The following is a 19,152-nucleotide window of genomic DNA, read 5'->3' as shown; positions in this document are numbered from 1 at the left end:
GGCCGAGCGATACACCAAAGCGTCAACAGAGAACAACCACAGCGATCGTCAGCTGTCCGACGGCAGAAAGGTCACCAAATGAAAAAAATCACCATCATCGGGTTGGCTGGCATGGCCCTGCTGATTTTGGTTTTACTCAAAAACCAAATCGCCACCGATTGGGGAGCCGCAACCGTTCCCGAAATTCAGTCTGTAACTGCTGAGTCCAGTTGCGCGAAAAAGATTCTTTTGGATGCGAATCGCGAAGGGCGAGAAATAACGCGTCGGGATCTGAATAAGGTGAAGGGGCAATGCGTTTCCATTGACCAACAAGCCAAAGCATTTTGACTTCAGTTCGCAGAAATCGGAAAAACTTTGCACCTAACTGGAAAAACTTTACCGAATAGCCGGATCACGTCAATGGCTGAAGGTCAGGGAGAAGTGGGACCATGAAGCAAAACCAGCACGTCTTGTCCTGGTTGGAGGCGCTACGAGATGAGGCTGTCTCCGATTCTTGTAGCATGCTGCGGATGATCGAGATCATGGCCATCCTTGCAAAGTATTCGAGTGGGCCAGCCTCCATTTAAGGCTGGTGTACAACCTCGATTTCCTTTGAGAGAAGATCATGCTGATCGTTAAAATTGTCGCGATAGTCGAGATCACAGCCGGCGTTTATCTGGGTGATGGCGTGATGGGTGGACTTGGAGCGATCGGATTGGTCTTTGCTGTCCTTGGTACCGTTGCCAATCGCGAGATTGAAAAAAAATTCTATGCATAACGCTAGGGGCCCGATAGGCGCCTGGCACGATCATGGGAACATGTGAAACATGAAATCATTCTTCAGCTACCCGTTGTGTATTCTGTCGCTGCTTGCCACGCAAGCTTTCGCCCAGGACCAGGCAGCAAACGTGCAGGTGCGACAACTCTCGGCATCCCTGATAGCAGGGACCTGTGATGCCTTGTATCGGGTGAGTCAGTTGCCGACCGGAAATGATCATGACGCGGCGAATACTGACGCGAGCAATTTGGATCTTCACCGCTGTCAGTACATTCGTGAGTCGGTTGATTGCATTGGCGACAACTCTTGCCCGAGTTATGAGCAGTGGACGCAAGATAACGTCGAAATTTCGCCAGAACTCCCCCGCGATGCATTTCTTATCGCCCTGAAAAAGCGTGAAAGGACACTGAATAGCGAGGGCAAATGAGAAGCGAATCAACTGAATCTCATCCTGAACGAATAGGGTGAGGTTTGTTTGTGCATTGACCCTCAGTCATATCGGTTTGCTAGTTTCGATTTCTAGGCTGTATCGGTAGAGCGCTCGTCGCCCAAGCGAGTCGATGACAGGGGACAGTCGGTGAGCGCTCTACCAATGCAGTTTAGAGAATGCCTAGCCCCAGAGTAGGCACCACAAGGAATTGCGGAATGTCCACCTACCACCGGTTCTACACCAAGACACAGTCGCCGCGCAGAGTAGAACAGCAGATCATCAATACGCTCGGTGGGGACGGCTGGCTTGATCCCTATGGTGATGGGTACCTGCGTCCAATCGAGGTCTCTCTAGTCCCTGAAGCAGCCTATCTCGTGCTTCCCAAGCGTGATGGCTATGGTTCACCGATCACCTCTGAAAGCGAAACTGGCTGGTTCTGGTTGGCAGCGCAGCTATCGGTTTTTAGCCCCGAGGCGTCGGCATTGGCAATAGCGTTGCTGCCAGATAGGCAACATCGTTATCCCCTAATCGAGGAGCTTGCGGTCGACTCTGAAGCCAGCGAGGCGGGTGATTTCGCCCGCATAATTGACAATGAACACTACCTCATCAATCCAGAACCAACGGAATATGAAACTTGAAGCGTTGCTCTGCAGGTGAGCCAGAGCCTCAACACGGCATTCGGAGATTTCCTGCTTAGGGTTGCAACCTGGGACATTCATGGAGAATACAAATCAAAGAGACGCCGCAGAAGCTAAAGCTAGCCTGGCGTCGACATGATCCTAGACGACCAAATAGTGGCCACTACTCAGTGTGGCGACGTAGAGATACGTCCGCGGCGATAAGCGTCACCGCCGTGGGGGTCCGCAGAAGGTGCCCCGAACTCCAGGGATGAGAGAGTTCGCAAAACGTCTGCAGGTTAGATGGACTTGGGGTTTTCTCCACTGAGTACTGGCGCTATGCGTTGGGAACGGCACGGGCTAACCACCTCCACCCTCATTGAGGGTCCGCTGCGGGAACGTAGCGTCTCGGAAACGGGAGAGTCCAGGCAAGCCCGACCGCCCCTCGAGTCAATGGGGCAATGTTTATAAAAAAGGCCCGGTCGATCATCGCCGGGCCTTTTTCATGACTGCTCACCAAACTCCGTTCAATTTCGTGCTAACTGAGGAAGAGTGCTGCGCGCGATAGCCGCCGGCATCAGGCCATGCGAATCGAGCTCGTCAGGATCTTTTAGTGAGTCAGTTGGGCAACATGCTTGAGAGGTAGAGTGACGTCCAGGATAGGAGCGTCACGCTCGGCTGCTCAATTGCTGCACGAACCATTTCCTCTGCATCTTGGCCGGTGCAGTTATGGACTGCGTGTCCGAGCCGCAACAGCTCAACAGGCACACCCGCTTTGCGAGCCTTCGTCGCAAATTCGAATGCTTTAGCCTGTCCGTAGACAGTGGAAGCGTTGAAGCGGGAACGAAGCATCTCAATTGCCTGTTCCTCGAACTCCGGCAACAGGATGGTTTCCCCATCACAAAAGACCTGGCGGACGCCGTGCAGAGCCTCAATGGCATCCATGTAGCGCGAAGGCTCTACGGTCGCGGCAACAGATGGATATTCTGGATAGTCGTATTTCATGGTGATCTCCTTGTAAGCTTCGCAAGATAGCCAGGGCGAGTGAAGTAGAACGCGGTTATGGACGCCCCCATGAAGACGCAAAGGGCTCTGCTTCCCGCCGCCTTCCATAACATTGCCGATTGAATCTCCAGCAACAGAAACCCGATGAACCCGCCTAAGCTGACCAGGATGCAAAACAGCCAAATTTTCAGTGTCATACACTTTCTTACTCGATTCTGTGGGCCGAAAGTGGCCATCTCCTACGGCGACGGCCTCGCGTTTTGAAGGTGAGGCGTGGGGGCCCGCTGAGCGACGATTCCGGTCTATTTCACCGGCGATACCAGTTGAGCTGATAACACCTGGCATCCGTTGGGATCTGTTCCGGCGGCCAACGAAGGCAGTCGAGATACAGTCGTTGAGGCTTGCTTGGGCTGATCCGTGTTGCCTGCACCAGATAGGCCGATCCACCGGACGTAACGATGTAGTCGCCAGCGCTCAGGCCGTCAGCGCCGTCGATGTATAACTTGCATGGGGTGAAGGGTTGGCGGCGGCGAGCCATCTTTCCTCCTAACGCTGATTAAACATGTCAGCTTGCTTGTTCTTTGGGTCGGCCTTCGGAGCATTCAGCGGATGACCCAGCTGACGGCGAATCTCGCTTAGCCAGGCCTTGTAAGGAGTGCGTTCTCTCTCCCCCCAAGGGTAGGCATCGACCAATGCCTTACGCAGAGCCTTCATGTCACTCCGGCCTACGTTACGAATCACTTCCGCGACGACCGGCGCCGCTGCGTCTGCCCAGGACATGTCGAACTCCTACGAGTTATCTAGCGGCTGTGGGCGGTGTATCCGTAATTTTGGGCCGCTCGCTCGAGGTGGATATTGAAGTCGCCGGCGTCCGACTCATCGCCATGGGTTGGCCATGGCCGGCCTACCAATTTCCTAGCCAAGGCATCAGCCAACATTTCGCGGATCTGCGTCTCTGCTTCATCGAATTCAGCCAGTGTTTTGTCGATGCCATTTTCACTCATGAGTTCTAAGAGCTGTGGCTGATTGAGCCGAATACCGGATATCGACTCGAGCTGTTCCTTCGCTTGGTGTACGAGCTCACGGCTCAGTACGGCCCCATTCGTGGTTCTGACCAGATGCTTGCTCCGCCGGCTAGGTGCATCGGTATATGCGACAGGCGAGGAAATCGTGTAGCGCTTCTTTCGAAGAGCTCTTGGAAGAAGGCCTGCAAGCCCCTCAGAGTGGCGCCTGGCAATCTCGTACTCGTATGGCCCTAATCCCGAGCCCTTCTCATCGCGATATGCCTTCACGTCGACGAATAAGCGGCCGGCAGCGCGAGCCTCCCGTTTTGCCCGCTCCGTAAAGATCGATTTTCCTTTTCCAGAGGTACCGGTGATGAGGGTGTGACCTGCTTGATTCAGGTCAAGGGTAATAGTCTCGCCGGCGGAGGTTATGAAGGTATTGAGCATGTTCGTCCTGGTGGCAGTTTAAATAGCTGTTGGTACCCGAATGCACTGGTAACTGGTCTGAGCCGATCTGAGAACTCTCTCACGAGGGCGTTATTGATTGCCTTCAGTCTGAACCTCCAGTAGGGGCAAACCGGTCGGTCGTAAAGCTGAGTTAAAAACTGAACTGCAACTGTCCATGATCCTTCAGGGGGGATAAGCGAGAGGTGCTAACCCCCAGGCTGTTTTGTGAGCGCGGATCATGGGATTGGTGGAGCAGTTTTTCGATCAGTGCATCCGGATCGTTGAGAATATTTCGAAGCCCTAAACGATGAAGCTGGTTACCAATTCTCAGCATTCTGTCCCACTCAGAGTGCCCGCCTTTTTTGATGGACACGACACCAAACCGAAGAAGGTAGTGCACGGCCTGGGAGGGGTAAACGTCCGTGTGGGGACCGTAGTATTCAAGCGCCCGATCGAGCTCGAATTCATAGAATAAATGGCACTTTTCCGGACAGTATCAAATGTGGCAAAAAAATCCTGAATGAATACTGAAGGTTATATTCAAAACCTATTTTTTTGATACCTGTTTTATTGACACCGACCTTGCGGCTCCGTGGTCAATGGTCTATCCCTAACATTTCTATGCCATAAAACGGTTGACCTCTCGAACCAGCGCCGTATGCGAGGTTGCTCAAATGGACCACTCCCCTAAAAATTCGTACCAGCGAAGCGAAACGGATGTTTCGATTATTTTCTCGGATCCATACATGCGAACTGGGAGCACGACGTTAAAAATAGGATTCTCCAACCTCATCTCTAACAATGACCTGCAAATATTAGTATCCGCATGGTTACGAACTATCGCTGGGCAACCGATCTCAACCATTCGTACAAGCTCAATTGGGTTGAAAGCCGCAATATGATTTGTTGAAAAAAAATCACTAACTCTACAATCATGCCAAAACTGGCAGACTTGGGTCTGCGACTTCTTTGAGTTCTTTCTAACGGATATGTCTTATAGCGAAGCCTCATTGAAAACGCGCATGAACTCTTGGTCAAATTGTAGCTCACTATTATTAACGCTAAAACTTGATGGAATAATTCCGAACTCAGTGATAATACCGAGAGCGAAAATTAATAGCGGCATCTACTCAGCAACAAGTGAGTCTAAAAACTATGTGGTTGGCGAAAGCATAACAGATCCAAGCGAGTTCGAATCTCGGGATAGCCCCGCGTATTGCGTCGACATCACCTATGCGCTAGATAGCCACGATTTTTTCGAAAAGTTGGAGTCCACCATAATCGCTAGGATTAAAGTAATTCAGGACGGCGCCAGAGCATATTGGAAAAACATCAAAAGTTACCACGAACTTGGAAAAACAATAGCTTCTGAGGTATCTGATGATGAGTTTCTGGCTCAGATAAAAATTGGCCACTACCTTTACAAAACTGAAACCGGTGAAACTAAGCACTTGATCAACACAGACAGAGGAATGGCATGGTTGCTCAAATATCTCACGCACATTCTGACCGGTCCCAACCCTTTAAGCTTAAACATAAGCTTTCGCGACATTGCCCGAAGCTCCTTCTTTGCAAATATTAATGTATCAGAAAACCGCATCTACCAGATTCTAGAGCAAAAGATCGATGAGGTTCGCCCTCAGGATGTACTTCTTGATATCTCTCGACAAGAATTTCTTGCAAAGTTACTTGGCCTATTACACGCGAGGGACTGCGCATGCATAGCAACTCTCCTGATATCCGAACATCCCGGACTGACACCCATGTCAATTGTAAATGCAGACATCACCAGTAGCCGAGGAAAATATTTTCTATACAGCGCGAACAAAAACAAACGTCAAATTCTCAGTTCGAGTAAACCCCGTGCAGGGAAACGTGTCAATGCTACATTAACGGAAAATTCGTTATCGTTAATCCAAGATGTATTGGAAGCAACAAAAGAAATACGTATTGGTTTAAAAAGTTTGGGACTCGCTCACCGCCGTTTATTTTTAACCGCAACCCAGAACGGATTTGGTGCAGCTACAAACGTGATTGGCTTAATGAACTCTCCGTTGCAGCTTTCACTCTATGAAATCATTAGTAGGTACGTTGAGGTTTCATTTTCCAAGGACACTATCAGTCTAGGTAAGATCAGGAATTCTCTGGGACTCATTGCCTGGCTAAAAAAAGGATCCGTAGAGGCTATGGCAAATTGCCTCTGCAACACTCCGGCTGTTGTCTTGCGTAGCTATCTTCCTGCATGGTTGATACGAAAATGGAATGAACGAACAATTCGCAGATATCAACAGGTCCTTATTTTACTAGCTGCATATAAATCGCCTTGGCTATTGGAGGCTTCAGACTTCAAAGATGAAAAACAGTTACTACAGTTTGTCCGATCAGTTGTAAATGAGTCAAAAACGGGAGATCCTTTAGGAGATTTGATAGAAAGTCGGTTGGGACCAATAATTGGCACGACGCCACGAGAGATATCGCAGGGGATGCTGCTCAAGCTTTCTGCAAATTCTCTTTATGCCATTTACTCATTCACGGAAGACAATACCAATCTAAAAAAGTCTTCTGTACCTGAGCACGCAATTTGTTCCCTTGCTTATCTTATAAGAGATGTTTTTGACCATACTGATCTGTCGACAGTCGATTCCGCCATTCGGACTAAGATCCAAGGAGATAGTTTTACTGACTTCAAAACAATGCACTTTGAAGCGCTAGCATTGCTTCAGAATAAAACTAGAATTAACTATTGACATGCCTAGCAAAAGCAAGATTCTTTCAAGCGCATCTGATGAAGCTATATTAGAGGCTCTTATATCTAGAGCCGATGCGCTAAGGCCATCGGTATCTCAGCAAATGAAAGCTGACTGGCTTCTCGAGGGCGAGCAGGGAAGTCCTATTTGGATCACGAAAAACGGAGGAAAAGAACGATTCAGCAACGGCCAATGGAGAAATACCATGGACGTTAACTTTGATCTGTTTCTTCCGGATGGGACAAATCTCCTCTCACCAGTCAACGAACGTTTACTAAATCTGATTCAGGCTTGGTCTTTCGCTCTACGACAAGGTGTGTTACAGACAATACAAGGTCCTCAAACTTGGAAATCAAGCACCACTTGGGCTATGCGCTTCATGTGGTGGATAAAAAACAACGATGAAGAGCTTTTTTTCGATGATAGAGGATTCGAAAACCTAAACGAGGACATTATTAGCTATTTTTTTGAACAGCTCTCACGTGATAGTTGGGCAGAGATATTTGATGCAACGGGCCAAATTGCTGGTCATCTCTTCCGATTAGCGAATATTTCTGACAAAGCGGTTAAGAATATAGCTCTGAACAATTTACCTGTCTCCATTATCGAAAACATCACAGCTGCGATCCGCACTAATGATGGATACAGAACTTTTTATGGTGCTGAAAAAACCGAACTAGTTTCTCGCTCCTGGCTAGCGTCGATCACACATATTCCTGAGTCAGTGCTTAATAGATCGTATAGATTTAGCACCTTTCTTAGGCAGTTCGAGCCAACTCTTATTCATCCAACTTTGCTGCTGACTTTCCAAAGGCACACTCTGTTTCCTAGCCAAAACTGCCCATTACTCTCCGAATGCCTCACAAATCACGCATCACATCATACATATATATCTCACATGCAACGCTTAACATTTCTACTAGCTAATATATCAAAAGTACAAGCTTCTATAGGAGCCCCTTCGACACTTGACATACAAAAGCTCGCACAGCCATTCGTTAGCAGTACAAAAGCACGGTCTCATCATAACTTGATGCCAATTGGCACTGGCTTATACTTACTCGATAAAGCGATGAAATGGATACTTCAGTACGGAGACTATATCGTAAACGTATGTATTTCTTTCACCGAGCGCTCAGAGCGATACAGGAACTCGAACAGTTACAAGGAAGACTCGTTTTATTATCGTTCCAATAAGCTTAACGCAGCGCTAGACGCAGCATGCGCTGAGTTCAGTGATGATCATTACCAAGCATACAAAGAGTTACCTATCACCCACCGAAATACAAAAAACGGCCACAGGAATGTACCAACCTCACTGAAACGATTATTGCACGCGCTCTTGGGCGCTGCGGCATACCTGCTCGCATTCTTGAAGCCATCTCGCTATCAGGAGGTCAGAGAACTTCCCAGAAAATGCATTTTTACCGCCACATTGTTTGATTCAACAGAAGTTAGCTATTGGCTACGGCATTCTCTGGGGAAATCTGGAAAATTAGGGCACAACCAGCAGGCAGAATCTCCTATTCCAGAAGTAGCGGCGAGAACAGTACGTTTATTACAAAAACTAGGCAATGAGACTGGCCGGATTTTCGGCATTACACCAAGTAGCAGCGATAAACTTTTTTATCTACCCATAGGGTTGCAGTGGGGATTACCTGAGAAAGATGCAAACACCAATTCAGTCAACATTTACCTGGATATCTTTTGCGACGTTGTGGAATCCCCAATTGACGAGCATGGTCGTCGCTGGTACGCCCGCACACATGAACTTCGCAAGCTATTTATTATCACATTATATTGGCATGGCAGCCTGAGCAGCCTTGAAGCCGCACGATTCATAGCCGGTCATTCCTCTACTCTACACACTGCAGAGTATATAGTGACTGATATCATGGGAGATGAAATCTCACAAATTGAGGCAGAATATATTGATGACCGACTAATAAAATTGGAATCGGGACTTATTAACGAAAAAGAAAACCCCGGACTCAGCGCGCTTTATAGAAAAGTTTGTGAAAACTTTAATGTAGACCATATTGAAAGTGTTCCAGAAAGAGAATATTTCCGCTACCTGACCGATTTAAAGTCGTCTGGCGCTTTTAGTATAAAGCCGGTTTTAGTCTCATCTCATTCGGGCGATACAATAGATCAGTATGAGATAGCGGTGATCTTTGGAGAGCACCATGACCAAATTAACTAATCAAAATATTATAAATCGAAAATCCTGGCTAGAACGAATAACCTCAGGAAAAATATGCGATACAAAGTTTATGCCACACCTATCAAACATGAGAAATTTTTGCAAATTTTCCTTAGAGGGTGAGTTTACATCTATTTCTTTAAACAGTTTGAAAAATAACTGCCATAGGATAATCACTCCCACTCTTGAGAAGAATGGCTGGCTAGTCTTCATTGAACTGACGAAATCAGCACATGCCAAGCTGAATGCACTCAATAACGAACCCCACAACCCTTTTGACTTATCAGCACACACCCTCTTGCAACAACTGAAAATAGCACATCTCATGGCAAATGAATGTTACTTACATTTTTCTTGGCTATTAAAACAGCTCGAAATTTTCCGCAAACAGTCGAATTTAACCGACACGATCGACGAACAAAAATTAGTCCGATTAATAGCAAAAGCAAACTGTCAATTGGAAAGGCTCAGATCCCACGAATTGTCCAAGCCAGAGCTCAAAATTGTAAGAGCGCAAAAATCATGAAAATTTTTATAAACTATAACCATGTCGAGACGCATCGAAACTACTCGAGCGGACCAGTAATTAAGTCGATTACAATGAAATTAAAACATTATTCGTTGGTGTTTTGGCCCAATGGCAAGCCGTGTTTTTTGGTGAACGAATGGCTATCTCATATCGCTAAGACCACTACGGGCAATACGGTAGGGACTTATGCTTCTCAAATTTCATTTTTAGTTAGATATTGTCACGACAACAAACTAAATTTCTTGGACCTTACCAATGATAGCATGTTCGAATTAACAGACAGGCTTTTAACCCGAGATCAAACTGGCAAACGAAACCGTAATAACAATACGGTCAGAGGTATTTTACAGAGGTGCTTTATGTTTCTCAATTGGGTGCAAACCAATACCACCCTACCTGATGGCTTCATGCTAATTGGTGAGGCTAGTAGTAGTGCAGCAATAAACATCAAAATAGCTAACGATCATAAAACGAGACGTTCCCATATCGAACATGAATGCATGCCGCCGAAATCCGTACCTGAAAGTGAAAAGTTCCCTATTTCTGATTCTACTATTTCTATTCTTGAGAATCATATCGGATCTTGCCATAGACAAGAGTCTCCTGAGCAGAATATTTTTTCAGAGTATCTGTACGAGCGCCGTACTTTCAGCATTTGGATGCTCAAGCGATTCGGGTTACGACCAAGTGAGCTTGTCGAGTGTTCCGTTGCAGATAATACCGACCCTCTCAAAACAAGAAAGGTACAGCTACCTACGATGAAACGTCGCAGAGATAAACCTGTCATTCGGACACTGCCTCTTACGACTACTGATGCTCTTCGTTTTTCCAGATATCTTCGCGCGAGATGTTCGTATATTAATCTTCTGAATAATAAAGGGATTATCAAGAATCTTGATGCGTTGCTGTTGACCGCGGATCTTTCTCCTTTGAAGGTCACGTCTCTAACAAAGGAATTTTATCGCCTGAAAACGGTATCAGGGCTCAACGAGCATCGCGTTTGCATGTCCATGTTCAGACACCGGTTTATCACACGTGAAGTGATAGTTGCACTCAGGGAGTTCATGTCGACTTCGGGTGCGACCCGTGACATGCTGACCGAAAGCGCAATTTTTGCACTCTTGAAACGTATATCACTGAAAACTGGTCACGCAGATCCAAACTCGCTTTGGCCGTATGTTGCGATAGCATGGGCATCGATGGATATGTGGGAAAGCATCGACAATGCCATAGATGCACTGCAGGCTGCGGATGCGGTATTACAGGAGCTCAATGAACTACCACATCTTTTAAAATCAAAAAAATATAAAGACCTACCCGACGCTGCAACATTCGTCAAGACAATACTACAAGAGTTTTTAGATCGTGGATTGATTGATTATAAAAACCAGTAATACAAACTGCGTTCTTTACGTCACCGCCACCCCGAATAACTGTAAATATTTAGGCGCTTATTTTTCGTGAAAGTGTCCATTCGTGTACAGGGCGCTATAGGTACTGTTGGAAACCTCGGGAAAGTTAGTTACCAGCTCATCCCCCCTTGCTTGCTCCGAATTATTCAGTAAACGCTAAGCAGTTGCTTTCGATAATTCTCAGAAAAGCTGAGATGATAGGCAGGCGTAATTTTCGACTCAGCATCAGCAATATTAATGCCAACACCTATATCAATAACAGGATCTATTCTTGACAGAAAATCCCCAGGCGCATCAATAGCCCAGTCGTTATCAGTACATGGCACCCCAGTCAGAACTTGGTCATTAGCCGATGTCTGAACATGTCGCAAGACTGAATAGTCGTCCGGAAGATCATCGGCAACTCTTTCAGAGAATCGTTGAAGCGCCGGCTCTGCTAGCACGAAAAGCCATGCTTGATTATCGTCGTTTCCAGTGCGTCTAAGAATGCGCCCAAGAACCTGCCGATAGTGAAGCTCTGTACGGATACGACTTAGATGACAGCACACTTGAAGTCTAGGAATATCAGTTCCTTCGCTAATCATCCCAACTGCTACGATCCATCTTTCATCACTTTTTCTGAAATCGTTAATTACCTGCTGAGCATCAGGAGTTTTGTTTGTGACAACCGTGCAAGTCTGGCCCATGACCTCGAGTGTCTTAGCGATCTGTGCGGCATGTGTAATGCTCGTGGCTACGATTAACCCTGCCGCATCCGGCTTCATAACCCGAATCTCGTCCAGCTTTTCACAACCAAGTCCAATTAACTGGTGTAAAATATCATTATGGCGAAGCAGATCCTCGTAAGTAACCGGAGACTCTCCCAGCAGTTGCGCTATGTTAGAAAACAGCGTGACCGTATTTTCACTATCCAACGCCTCTGTGAGCCTAACCATCTGGTTATCCAGAACGGTGATACGGGGCGAGCGGCAGACACTATCAGAGATCGCTTCCCTCAGCCCATATCGATAGTCGCATATGAGATTTCCTTCCGGCGTGGAGTAACGTGCCAAGGCTATGGCTTTATGATCAGAGCGCCATGGCGTGCCTGAAAGTGCGAGCGTGAAAGCGGCGCGGTCCTGTATGCGCTGAAGAATTTGTTGGCCCCACGCATTGCTCAACAGAACATCGTGGCCTGCACAATGATGGATCTCATCGAAGACAACGAAGACGCGATAGTCATCAAAAAGCCTCCAAAATGATTCACTTTGGTACTCCATAGCTTGATAGGTGCATGCCGATCCGATTGCGCCTATCAACCCGTCCATTCGCCGACCTAAAACGCTAGAGAAGGTTACTTCAAAACCATCTACGACCTGGCATGACGGAGCAAAGCAAAGGATCAAATCTATCAGCCCCTTGCCTAACAATTGTTTTGCAAGCTCGGCTGCCATTCTGGTTTTTCCCGCGCCGGGAGTCGCTTGGCAAAAAAAATGGGGCGATTGATTGTAATGCTCTAAGGCCAAGGAAATGCACTGGGACTGCCAGGTTCTCAAGAAAGCTCTCATGCTGAGGCAAACGTCTCTAGCGTTCGTTCGACTGCACGTAGGTGACCTAAGAGGCGTGAGCTGCGGTCCCGAGCTTCAACATAGTTTTTCTGCATTCGACTTCTTAATTCTGGCATTTCATCGAATAGTTGTTTGTAACGCTCTACTTCTCCTACTGATGAGAGGAAATCGAGGCGGATTTCCTTTAGCAGCTTCTCGAGATGATCTTGAGGGTTTCGGATGACTTCTGTGTAATTGCATCGACTTGACCACCCATTTGCATTCCATTTGACCAGGCGTTTGCATCCGACCTGACCACGAGTAGCTGAACTGATCTGCCAACCGTGGATGAGCGGGCTGGCACAGGAATTTGTCTCGGCGTAATCTGAGGTCAGTGGGCACATTTGAGGATCGCGCAATGACCGATGGGGATTCGAGCTCGTTCGGTGGGGAGTTATGAAAGCAGTTGGAGCAAGTAGGGGTTTGTATTCGGCGCCCTTACGTGGGCTGAAGAGCACACTCTGCCGGGGTTGGCGTCAACTGAAAAAGCCAACACAGAATCCTTCAAATCGATCTTCCTGACCATGGCCGATGAAGGATCATTTATCGTGGGCATCGACCAGACGAAGAGATTGATCAGCACTCGTAGCGAAGAAAACGCCAATCGATTGCTGAGGGCGGGATGGACCTTGTTGCTTGTGGCGGATCGCCGCGAGGGAGAATACCAATGGCTGATCTACCAACTGGCATGGCAACGCGATGGTGAACCATTGGAGATTACGTTCACAGGTGTGGAGCCGGGGCCTGATCCATTCTGATAATTCCTGCTCGGGTTTGCGACCTGGAATATTAGAGGTCGGTGATGATTCGATCCCAGTCATGGGTCAGCAATTCGCGGCACGCTGAAGGTGATCCACCGAAGCAGCGTTGCGAAACAGTCCTCATTTCCGCGTCTGTCACGTAGCGTATATCTGCTCCGTTTTCATCTAAAAAAACACCTCCTGCACCTCTCAATAGAGCATGTCCGGCCACAACTTCATGAGCCGAAACTGCGTAAAGAGAAATGCCGCAAATCCCATCTCCCGCAGCGACTCTTGCCAACCTGTAAGCAATGGAGGGCATTGGATGGAAGTCTCCTGGAGCACACAGCTCTCGATTGAGCTCCGCCTTGTCCACAGCTGCGGCGCTGACCATTACCGTGCTCTCGCTCGATAGCTCTTCATCTGCGACATACGAGTACGCAGCACGACCATTGCGAATCAGATAGGGCATGCCCTCTGCCCAATCAACGGAATCAGGAATGCCTTCGGGAGTCACTTGCGCATACAACCCAGCACCAAGCATGTCCTGTTAGGGCATACCCCGTCTCTTCACTCCAGAAATCACAGGCGAACAAACTGAGTAGTTCGTGCCGTAAAATGCGTTCGATTTCGGCATCAACGTCTGCTTTGTCCCCGTGACCATGCGGCCCACCTGGACGACTCCACTCTGCCGAGAGTAGAAGTCCTCCGCGCTCTACGAGATCAGTAACTTGAACGAGCAGCTCGGAAAGAACAGGGTTAGGCATAGCGACACTCGGCGCTGGTAGATGTCGCCTCCGGACGGTCTCCAGGAGGGCGGTAACGCACTATTAAGGCCAAAACTCAGGATGTCAATCCTGGTGGGTGCTGCCTCAATAAGCGCAATTAATTTAGGTAAAACAACCGGTTGCATAGCATCTGACCAGGCGTTTGCACTCGACTTGACCAGTTGCATTGCGTTTGACCACCCAGCCACTCGATGTCGTGTCTCATATCTAGCCGTCACCGTATCAGGAACATCACCGCTTACGACTTTTGACCTTACGCATCGACTCGCCCTTAAGTTGAATGACGTGAGATTTGTGGACGATACGGTCAAGAATCGCGTCCGCTATCGTTGGGTCAGCGAACAAGTCGTACCACTTCTCTTTTGGGTACTGGCTGGTAATGAGCAAGGAGCCGTTTTGTGACTGCTGATCAATGACATCGAGGAGAAAGGGGCCAAGCTGTGCATCGATCCCGCCGATTCCAAGGTCATCAATGATCAAGAGTTCTGCCCGGATCAGTTGCCGGCGAAGTTTCGGGAGCGAGTGGTCCGCGTACGACAGGGATATTTCCTCGAACAGCTTCGTCGCCGTACGGTAAACCGTGTGTGACCCAAGCCGGCAGGCTTGGTTTCCAAAGGCACATGCTAGCCAGGTCTTCCCGGTACCGGTCGCACCAGTAATAATGATGTTCTGTCGCCGCCTCAACCACTCGCATTCACCTAACGTCATGACCGTATTGGCGCAGCAGTTTCAACGGCTGTCGTAGCCTCGGCAAGGCTTATCTGTAAGCTTTGTGCGCGTTGGCTCTGCGTCGAAACGGTTTTGTGTAGCTCGGCGCTCTCCGACTGCAAAGCGTCGAGGCGCTCCCCTGTAGGGTGTTCCTGGCTGTTTGTGATTGGGCCCGCTGACGTTTCAGCACTGCAAGCTCGCCAGTCTGTCGCTCCAACCGATCTTGCTGAGTCGCCTGTCCCTTCAGCAGTAGTCGGGCTTCAGTGAGCAGGCGCTCGTTATCTCGGTTGAACTGGGTGATGTCATCTTGTTTGACGATCAACGTCTGCTGCAGCTGCCGCGCCTCCATTTGCAGCTGCTGAACCTGCGCTTCGTGCCGGCGCTGCTCCTGCTCACGCTGATCCTTGCTTGTGCGCCGGAAGTGCTCGAGTGAATCACGAGCATGCTGGTGTTTTTCCTCCAGTGAGCGGATCTGCTCGTCACGATCCGCTAGGCGAGTGTCCAGATCCTGCTTGGCCTGTAGCAGTCGTGCATTCTCAACTTGAGCCTGTTATAGCTGTTGCTGGGCCTGCTGAGATGCCTGGTGCTCCTCTTTCAGTTGGCCCTCAAGGGTCTCCGAGTGCTTTTCCAGCTGTTGGATACGCACGGTACTCTTTAAGGGAGTGGCGATGCGGGAGGCACACGGTTCGAGCGTAGATTGCGGAATGCCGCAAGTGTTTCTCTGTATCCCACTTCGATCAATGCATCGGTTTGATTAAAGTCGAGCAACCCGACTGGTTGCTGAAAGTGCGGGCGTACAAGCTGTATGCCGATTCCTCGCGTCCTGTGCTGTTGCAAACTGCACAGGTATTTGGTGTCTAGGGCAATCATGAAGCTGCGTAGCAGTATCTTCAGCGGCGAAACCAGCGCAGTCGAATCCCGTGGACAACAGGTGCATGAGATCATCAGTATCTCGTGAGCACCGCGATCCAGTGCCTTATCGAACGGCACGTTATCGGCTACACCGCCATCCACATGCTGATTCCCCGCGATCCAAATCGGCGGGAAAGCACCGGGCAAGCTCATACTGGCAATTATCGGTTCGATCAGGTCACCGTGCCCTTCGTGATAGCAAGGCTGACCGGTCTGCAGATTGGTGGTCGTGATGACCAGCGGATGCTTGAGCTCCTCAAAGCACCTGATGAGCAGCACCTCATGGAGAAGGCGTCGTAGCGGGGCGAATGTATAAAAACCACCTGTTTCGCCTAGTAATCCCCGCCAGTTCCAGGAAACGACATCAGGTTTTCGCAGGCCTCGCCATAGCTGCGCCAGCTCAGCCGGCGGCATGCCGGCTGCGATCAGGGTGCCGTTCAAAGCCCCTACCGAACTCCCTACCACCAGATCGAACGACAATCCCAGTTCGATGATTGCTTGATAGAAGCCAACTTGCATCGCACCTCGTGCGCCACCCCCACACAAGACCAGTGCGGTATGCGCCGAAGAAGCCTCGACGTTCATGAGTCCTCTGGACGTACAGCACGCCAGGTCAACACAACAGAAACGCTGAATACGGTGATCAGCGCCACTGCGACGATGCCCCAATGTGCGCAGAGGAAAGCGCCGGCGGTCGTGCCAGCCAACACAATGAAGAGCACCGGCAGATGACAAGGACAGGTGAGCACGGCCAGCACTCCTTAGGCGTAAGCCCGCCAGCGGTGTGCTGGGCGCGAACTGGCAGGGCTACGCATGGCGGCTTTCCTGTTCAGCGTGAGGAAGCCCGGCCGCCAGTTGCCGGTCCAGTGCCACCAGGGTTTCGCGTCGCGCCGCGATCAACGAACGCAGATGCGCCCGACACTCATCGATGTCGCCGCCCCCACCGTCTAGCGCCTGACACCACCGCGCCAACTCCCTCAGATCGATGCCAGCCTCAAAGGCCGTGCGCACGAAGCGCAGCCGAGCCAGCGACTGTGCATCGAAAATACCGTAACCGCTTTCCGTGCGCTGCGCGGGATGCAGCAAGCCACGCAGCACATAATCGCGGACTATGTGGACGCTGACACGCGCGTCCTCGGCCAATCTGCATATGGTGTAGACATTCACGATGGGGCTGGTCCGGCAGGACCTAACAATTTGCAACCGATCGCGTGCCCCAGACGAAATGCTTCCTCAACACTCACAACAATCACCGTCTCGCCGTGTTGCGACATCCACTTGTCGGCCACAGCGGCAGAAGCGAAAAAATGCACATGGCAGCAAAAGGAGCAGCGGATGTCGGACGATTCATCCGGCAGCAGCAGCGATACCACTGCTTCCGCAGGCTCAATATGGCTGACTTGATCCGGTGTCACGATGAGCGACACTGGCGCCCCTGTCGCGGGGCAGCGCGAAAGCACGAGCGCCTCCTTGCCAATTACCGCGGGGAACATCAAGGAGTCCAGCGCACACCAGGTGTAGAGGCGTCGGCCATCGATTTCGAAGGCATGAGGCGTCTTGCGCAGCGTCAAGCCATAGCCGACGATGTTCCCCTCCTCGTCGTTCTCAGCGCCGGGTATCTGGTCAAGTGCCGCCGCGACTCTTTCGGTAGACCAACCGAGCGCGGCTCCAAGTGTCTCTCGTGAAACTGGCCTTCCCAAGGCAATCTGGCGAAGAAGAGCAACGAAGAGGTCCGCGAAATCATCTGTGCTATTGGCAGACGAGAGGCTTTCAACGATTTTGGTGATGTACAGCGTGGTTTCCATGGTTCCTGTCCTATTTCATTGCTGTTTATCCGGCGCAGCAGGATAGCTGTGTCACATCCTTGGTGAAGGTTTGCGCGGCGAGCTTCAGGCCCTCGACCATCGTCAGATTGGTGTAACGGCTCGCGTTTGAAATCGGCCGGGTTCGCAATCGATACCATTTCCAGCTCAGATTAACCGCGACTGACGAAGCCCCCGGGCTCACATTAGCTACGAGCGAGCTTGCATTTAATTTCAATGGGCTCACGCTTTCTGCAATTAACCAGAGCCACTTTCCAGAGGCAACGCGAATTAGTTGTCGTGACGGGTACTTACCTTTGGTGTGCCGGGGGGATCAGCCTCGGATGCCGCTCTCTTATCCGCGCGAGACATGAAACGCTGATAGCACTCCAGGCCACAGAAGTGCACGACGTACTCGGTACCTTCCGGCGTAAGCGCGGCGTCAAGGGAAATTTCCTTGCAACATTCGCAGCAGCTGATGGTGGGGGTGTCGTTTGCGTTCATGATGGGGTTCCTCCATCGTCCAAGAAAACCTAGTAACGCTTGCGCACCTGTGATCGAACCTGTGCGCAGATCGACCTGCGGTTGGTGGTGCAGCAAAAATTCCCAACGCTCCCAAGCCTGCCGCAACTCGGCAGCGAAGACTGCGCAGTGTCTGAGATGGTCACTGCCGCACTCGAAAGGCCCGTAATGCCGCTCTCAGGAAAAGGATGAAGAGAACCGCCAGCACGAGCGCAGCGAGGCTCCAATGTTCGCTGACGAAGGCCCCGGCCGCAGTCCCCGAAAGCAGCAATGCCAGCACCGGCAAATGGCAGGGGCAAGTGAGCGCGGCAAGCACACCCCACGTGTAGGCGCGCCAGCGGGGTATCTTGATTGATTCGGATTGGTTGGTATTACGCATGGGCGTGACCTTCGACGGCGCGATGGGTCAGCCCGACCAACTCCGTTTTCACTGCGGCTAAAGCTGCCAACCGTGTCGCGATTTGCCCTAGCAAGCGGTCTATACACCCGATCACATCGGTACTATCGTCTGCATCGAGCGCTCGACAGAGCCGCGCCAATTCGTCGAGCCCGATACCGGACTCGAAGGCGGCACGCACAAAGCACAGCCGCGCCAGGGACTGCTCATCAAAAATGCCGTAACCGCTTTCCGTGCGTCGCGCGGGATGCAGCAAGCCGCGCAGCACATAATCGCGGACTATATGGACGCTGACGCCCGCCTCCTTGGCCAATCTGGATATGCTGTAGACATTCATTACCGACACTCCCGGTCTTCACCGCAAACTGGGGCGCTCAGATATTTCCTTCCAGCCAGGCGCTCAGGTAGCCAGATGAGTAACGGTGTTGCACCCAGAGCCAGTAGCAGCCTGGACACGACGGCAGGCAGTCCCCAGAAGCTGATCATCTGCCATGTCTTGCGTAGGCTGTCGCACCTACCGAGATCGTCTGCCGTGTTGCTCATGTT

22 protein-coding genes and 4 pseudogenes are annotated in these 19,152 nt (G+C 50.2%); 10 read left to right on the top strand and 16 right to left on the bottom strand.

The window, feature by feature from the left end; genetic code table 11:
* Window positions 1-78: 78 nt before the first annotated feature.
* From FFS64_RS22850 to FFS64_RS22840, 4 genes are all read left to right on the top strand, one after another.
* On the top strand, window positions 79-327 hold the full coding sequence (locus FFS64_RS22850) for a hypothetical protein (RefSeq protein WP_052959533.1): 249 nt from the start codon (window positions 79-81) through the stop codon (window positions 325-327).
* Between the two features lie 277 nt (window positions 328-604).
* Window positions 605-757, top strand: coding sequence for a hypothetical protein (locus FFS64_RS31330; protein WP_158004321.1), 153 nt, complete (start codon window positions 605-607; stop codon window positions 755-757).
* Between the two features lie 49 nt (window positions 758-806).
* Entirely contained in the window at window positions 807-1,184 is a 378-nt protein-coding gene (locus tag FFS64_RS22845; RefSeq protein ID WP_057977965.1) for a hypothetical protein, read from the top strand.
* Between the two features lie 218 nt (window positions 1,185-1,402).
* Entirely contained in the window at window positions 1,403-1,825 is a 423-nt protein-coding gene (locus FFS64_RS22840) for a hypothetical protein (RefSeq protein WP_057977963.1), read from the top strand.
* A gap of 597 nt (window positions 1,826-2,422) precedes the next feature.
* On the opposite strand, the gene FFS64_RS22835 is transcribed toward FFS64_RS22840, so the two are convergent.
* The 4 genes from FFS64_RS22835 to FFS64_RS22820 all read right to left on the bottom strand — a co-directional run bounded on the left by FFS64_RS22835 (window position 2,423) and on the right by FFS64_RS22820 (window position 4,260).
* Window positions 2,423-2,809 (bottom strand): hypothetical protein, encoded by a 387-nt coding sequence (locus FFS64_RS22835; RefSeq protein ID WP_057977961.1) that lies wholly within the window; start codon window positions 2,807-2,809, stop codon window positions 2,423-2,425.
* A 307-nt stretch (window positions 2,810-3,116) separates the two neighbouring features.
* Window positions 3,117-3,347: a hypothetical protein gene (locus tag FFS64_RS22830; RefSeq protein WP_082631588.1), complete on the bottom strand. Its 231-nt coding sequence runs from the start codon at window positions 3,345-3,347 to the stop codon at window positions 3,117-3,119.
* Between the two features lie 8 nt (window positions 3,348-3,355).
* A complete protein-coding gene (locus FFS64_RS22825) occupies window positions 3,356-3,589 on the bottom strand; it encodes a hypothetical protein (RefSeq protein WP_047338295.1) in 234 nt (77 codons plus the stop codon).
* A 20-nt stretch (window positions 3,590-3,609) separates the two neighbouring features.
* Entirely contained in the window at window positions 3,610-4,260 is a 651-nt protein-coding gene (locus FFS64_RS22820; RefSeq protein WP_233081548.1) for a phage head-tail adapter protein, read from the bottom strand.
* Between the two features lie 1,022 nt (window positions 4,261-5,282).
* Here FFS64_RS22820 and FFS64_RS22810 point away from each other — a divergent pair.
* From FFS64_RS22810 to FFS64_RS22795, 4 genes are read left to right on the top strand one after another with little or no spacing between them, the layout of a single operon-like run.
* A complete protein-coding gene (locus FFS64_RS22810; protein WP_125919901.1) occupies window positions 5,283-7,007 on the top strand; it encodes a hypothetical protein in 1,725 nt (574 codons plus the stop codon).
* Window position 7,008: 1 nt separating this feature from the next.
* Window positions 7,009-9,210, top strand: coding sequence for a hypothetical protein (locus tag FFS64_RS22805; protein ID WP_125919900.1), 2,202 nt, complete (start codon window positions 7,009-7,011; stop codon window positions 9,208-9,210).
* Complete coding sequence (locus tag FFS64_RS22800; RefSeq protein WP_125919899.1) at window positions 9,194-9,736, top strand: hypothetical protein; 543 nt, start codon at window positions 9,194-9,196, stop codon at window positions 9,734-9,736. Before FFS64_RS22805 ends, FFS64_RS22800 begins: the two co-directional genes overlap by 17 nt.
* A complete protein-coding gene (locus tag FFS64_RS22795; RefSeq protein WP_125919898.1) occupies window positions 9,733-11,133 on the top strand; it encodes a hypothetical protein in 1,401 nt (466 codons plus the stop codon). The genes FFS64_RS22800 and FFS64_RS22795 overlap by 4 nt, the downstream gene beginning before the upstream one ends.
* A 164-nt stretch (window positions 11,134-11,297) precedes the next feature.
* On the opposite strand, the gene FFS64_RS22790 is transcribed toward FFS64_RS22795, so the two are convergent.
* Both FFS64_RS22790 and FFS64_RS31810 read right to left on the bottom strand, forming a co-directional pair.
* The gene (locus FFS64_RS22790) at window positions 11,298-12,698 is read right to left on the bottom strand and encodes a DEAD/DEAH box helicase (protein ID WP_057977956.1); all 1,401 of its coding nucleotides are present in this window, start codon (window positions 12,696-12,698) and stop codon (window positions 11,298-11,300) included.
* Window positions 12,695-12,904: pseudogene (locus FFS64_RS31810) on the bottom strand (hypothetical protein); the annotation flags it as partial. The gene FFS64_RS22790 and the pseudogene FFS64_RS31810, both read right to left, overlap by 4 nt.
* A 357-nt stretch (window positions 12,905-13,261) precedes the next feature.
* On the opposite strand from FFS64_RS31810, the gene FFS64_RS22780 reads away from it, so the two are divergent.
* Window positions 13,262-13,495, top strand: a complete 234-nt coding sequence (locus FFS64_RS22780) for a hypothetical protein (RefSeq protein WP_125919897.1) — start codon at window positions 13,262-13,264, stop codon at window positions 13,493-13,495.
* 31 nt (window positions 13,496-13,526) lie between these two features.
* Here the strand turns inward: FFS64_RS22780 and FFS64_RS22775 are convergent.
* A pseudogene (locus FFS64_RS22775) lies at window positions 13,527-14,244 on the bottom strand (inositol monophosphatase).
* 252 nt (window positions 14,245-14,496) lie between these two features.
* On the bottom strand, window positions 14,497-14,973 hold the full coding sequence (locus FFS64_RS22770; RefSeq protein ID WP_238347422.1) for an ATP-binding protein: 477 nt from the start codon (window positions 14,971-14,973) through the stop codon (window positions 14,497-14,499).
* Between the two features lie 307 nt (window positions 14,974-15,280).
* Between FFS64_RS22770 and FFS64_RS31805 the strand changes: the two genes are divergently transcribed.
* Complete coding sequence (locus tag FFS64_RS31805) at window positions 15,281-15,406, top strand: hypothetical protein (RefSeq protein WP_256660518.1); 126 nt, start codon at window positions 15,281-15,283, stop codon at window positions 15,404-15,406.
* A 221-nt stretch (window positions 15,407-15,627) separates the two neighbouring features.
* Here the strand turns inward: FFS64_RS31805 and FFS64_RS22765 are convergent, their stop codons facing one another.
* From FFS64_RS22765 to FFS64_RS32020, 8 genes and pseudogenes are all read right to left on the bottom strand, one after another.
* The gene (locus FFS64_RS22765; RefSeq protein ID WP_082631587.1) at window positions 15,628-16,470 is read right to left on the bottom strand and encodes a patatin-like phospholipase family protein; all 843 of its coding nucleotides are present in this window, start codon (window positions 16,468-16,470) and stop codon (window positions 15,628-15,630) included.
* Window positions 16,467-16,646, bottom strand: a pseudogene (merE, locus tag FFS64_RS22760) (broad-spectrum mercury transporter MerE); the annotation flags it as partial. The pseudogene merE (FFS64_RS22760) and the gene FFS64_RS22765, both read right to left, overlap by 4 nt.
* Before the next feature lie 46 nt (window positions 16,647-16,692).
* Window positions 16,693-17,052, bottom strand: a complete 360-nt coding sequence (gene merD, locus FFS64_RS22755; RefSeq protein ID WP_057977950.1) for a mercuric resistance transcriptional repressor MerD — start codon at window positions 17,050-17,052, stop codon at window positions 16,693-16,695.
* Window positions 17,049-17,690, bottom strand: a complete 642-nt coding sequence (merB, locus tag FFS64_RS22750) for an organomercurial lyase MerB (RefSeq protein ID WP_057977948.1) — start codon at window positions 17,688-17,690, stop codon at window positions 17,049-17,051. The genes merD (FFS64_RS22755) and merB overlap by 4 nt, the downstream gene beginning before the upstream one ends.
* A 288-nt stretch (window positions 17,691-17,978) precedes the next feature.
* Window positions 17,979-18,236: pseudogene (locus FFS64_RS22740) on the bottom strand (DUF3330 domain-containing protein); the annotation flags it as partial.
* A gap of 115 nt (window positions 18,237-18,351) precedes the next feature.
* Window positions 18,352-18,588 (bottom strand): broad-spectrum mercury transporter MerE, encoded by a 237-nt coding sequence (merE, locus tag FFS64_RS22735; protein WP_057977945.1) that lies wholly within the window; start codon window positions 18,586-18,588, stop codon window positions 18,352-18,354.
* A complete protein-coding gene (merD, locus tag FFS64_RS22730; RefSeq protein ID WP_057977943.1) occupies window positions 18,581-18,943 on the bottom strand; it encodes a mercuric resistance transcriptional repressor MerD in 363 nt (120 codons plus the stop codon). Before merD (FFS64_RS22730) ends, merE (FFS64_RS22735) begins: the two co-directional genes overlap by 8 nt.
* Entirely contained in the window at window positions 18,943-19,149 is a 207-nt protein-coding gene (locus tag FFS64_RS32020; protein WP_082631585.1) for a hypothetical protein, read from the bottom strand. The genes merD (FFS64_RS22730) and FFS64_RS32020 overlap by 1 nt, the downstream gene beginning before the upstream one ends.
* Between the last annotated feature and the right edge of the window lie 3 nt (window positions 19,150-19,152).

The sequence above is a fragment of the Pseudomonas sp. G(2018) genome, assembly GCF_005502415.1.
GTDB lineage: Bacteria > Pseudomonadota > Gammaproteobacteria > Pseudomonadales > Pseudomonadaceae > Aquipseudomonas.
The sequence above is the reverse complement of the archived record's forward strand: the minus strand, read 5'-3'. Positions and strand labels throughout refer to the sequence as shown.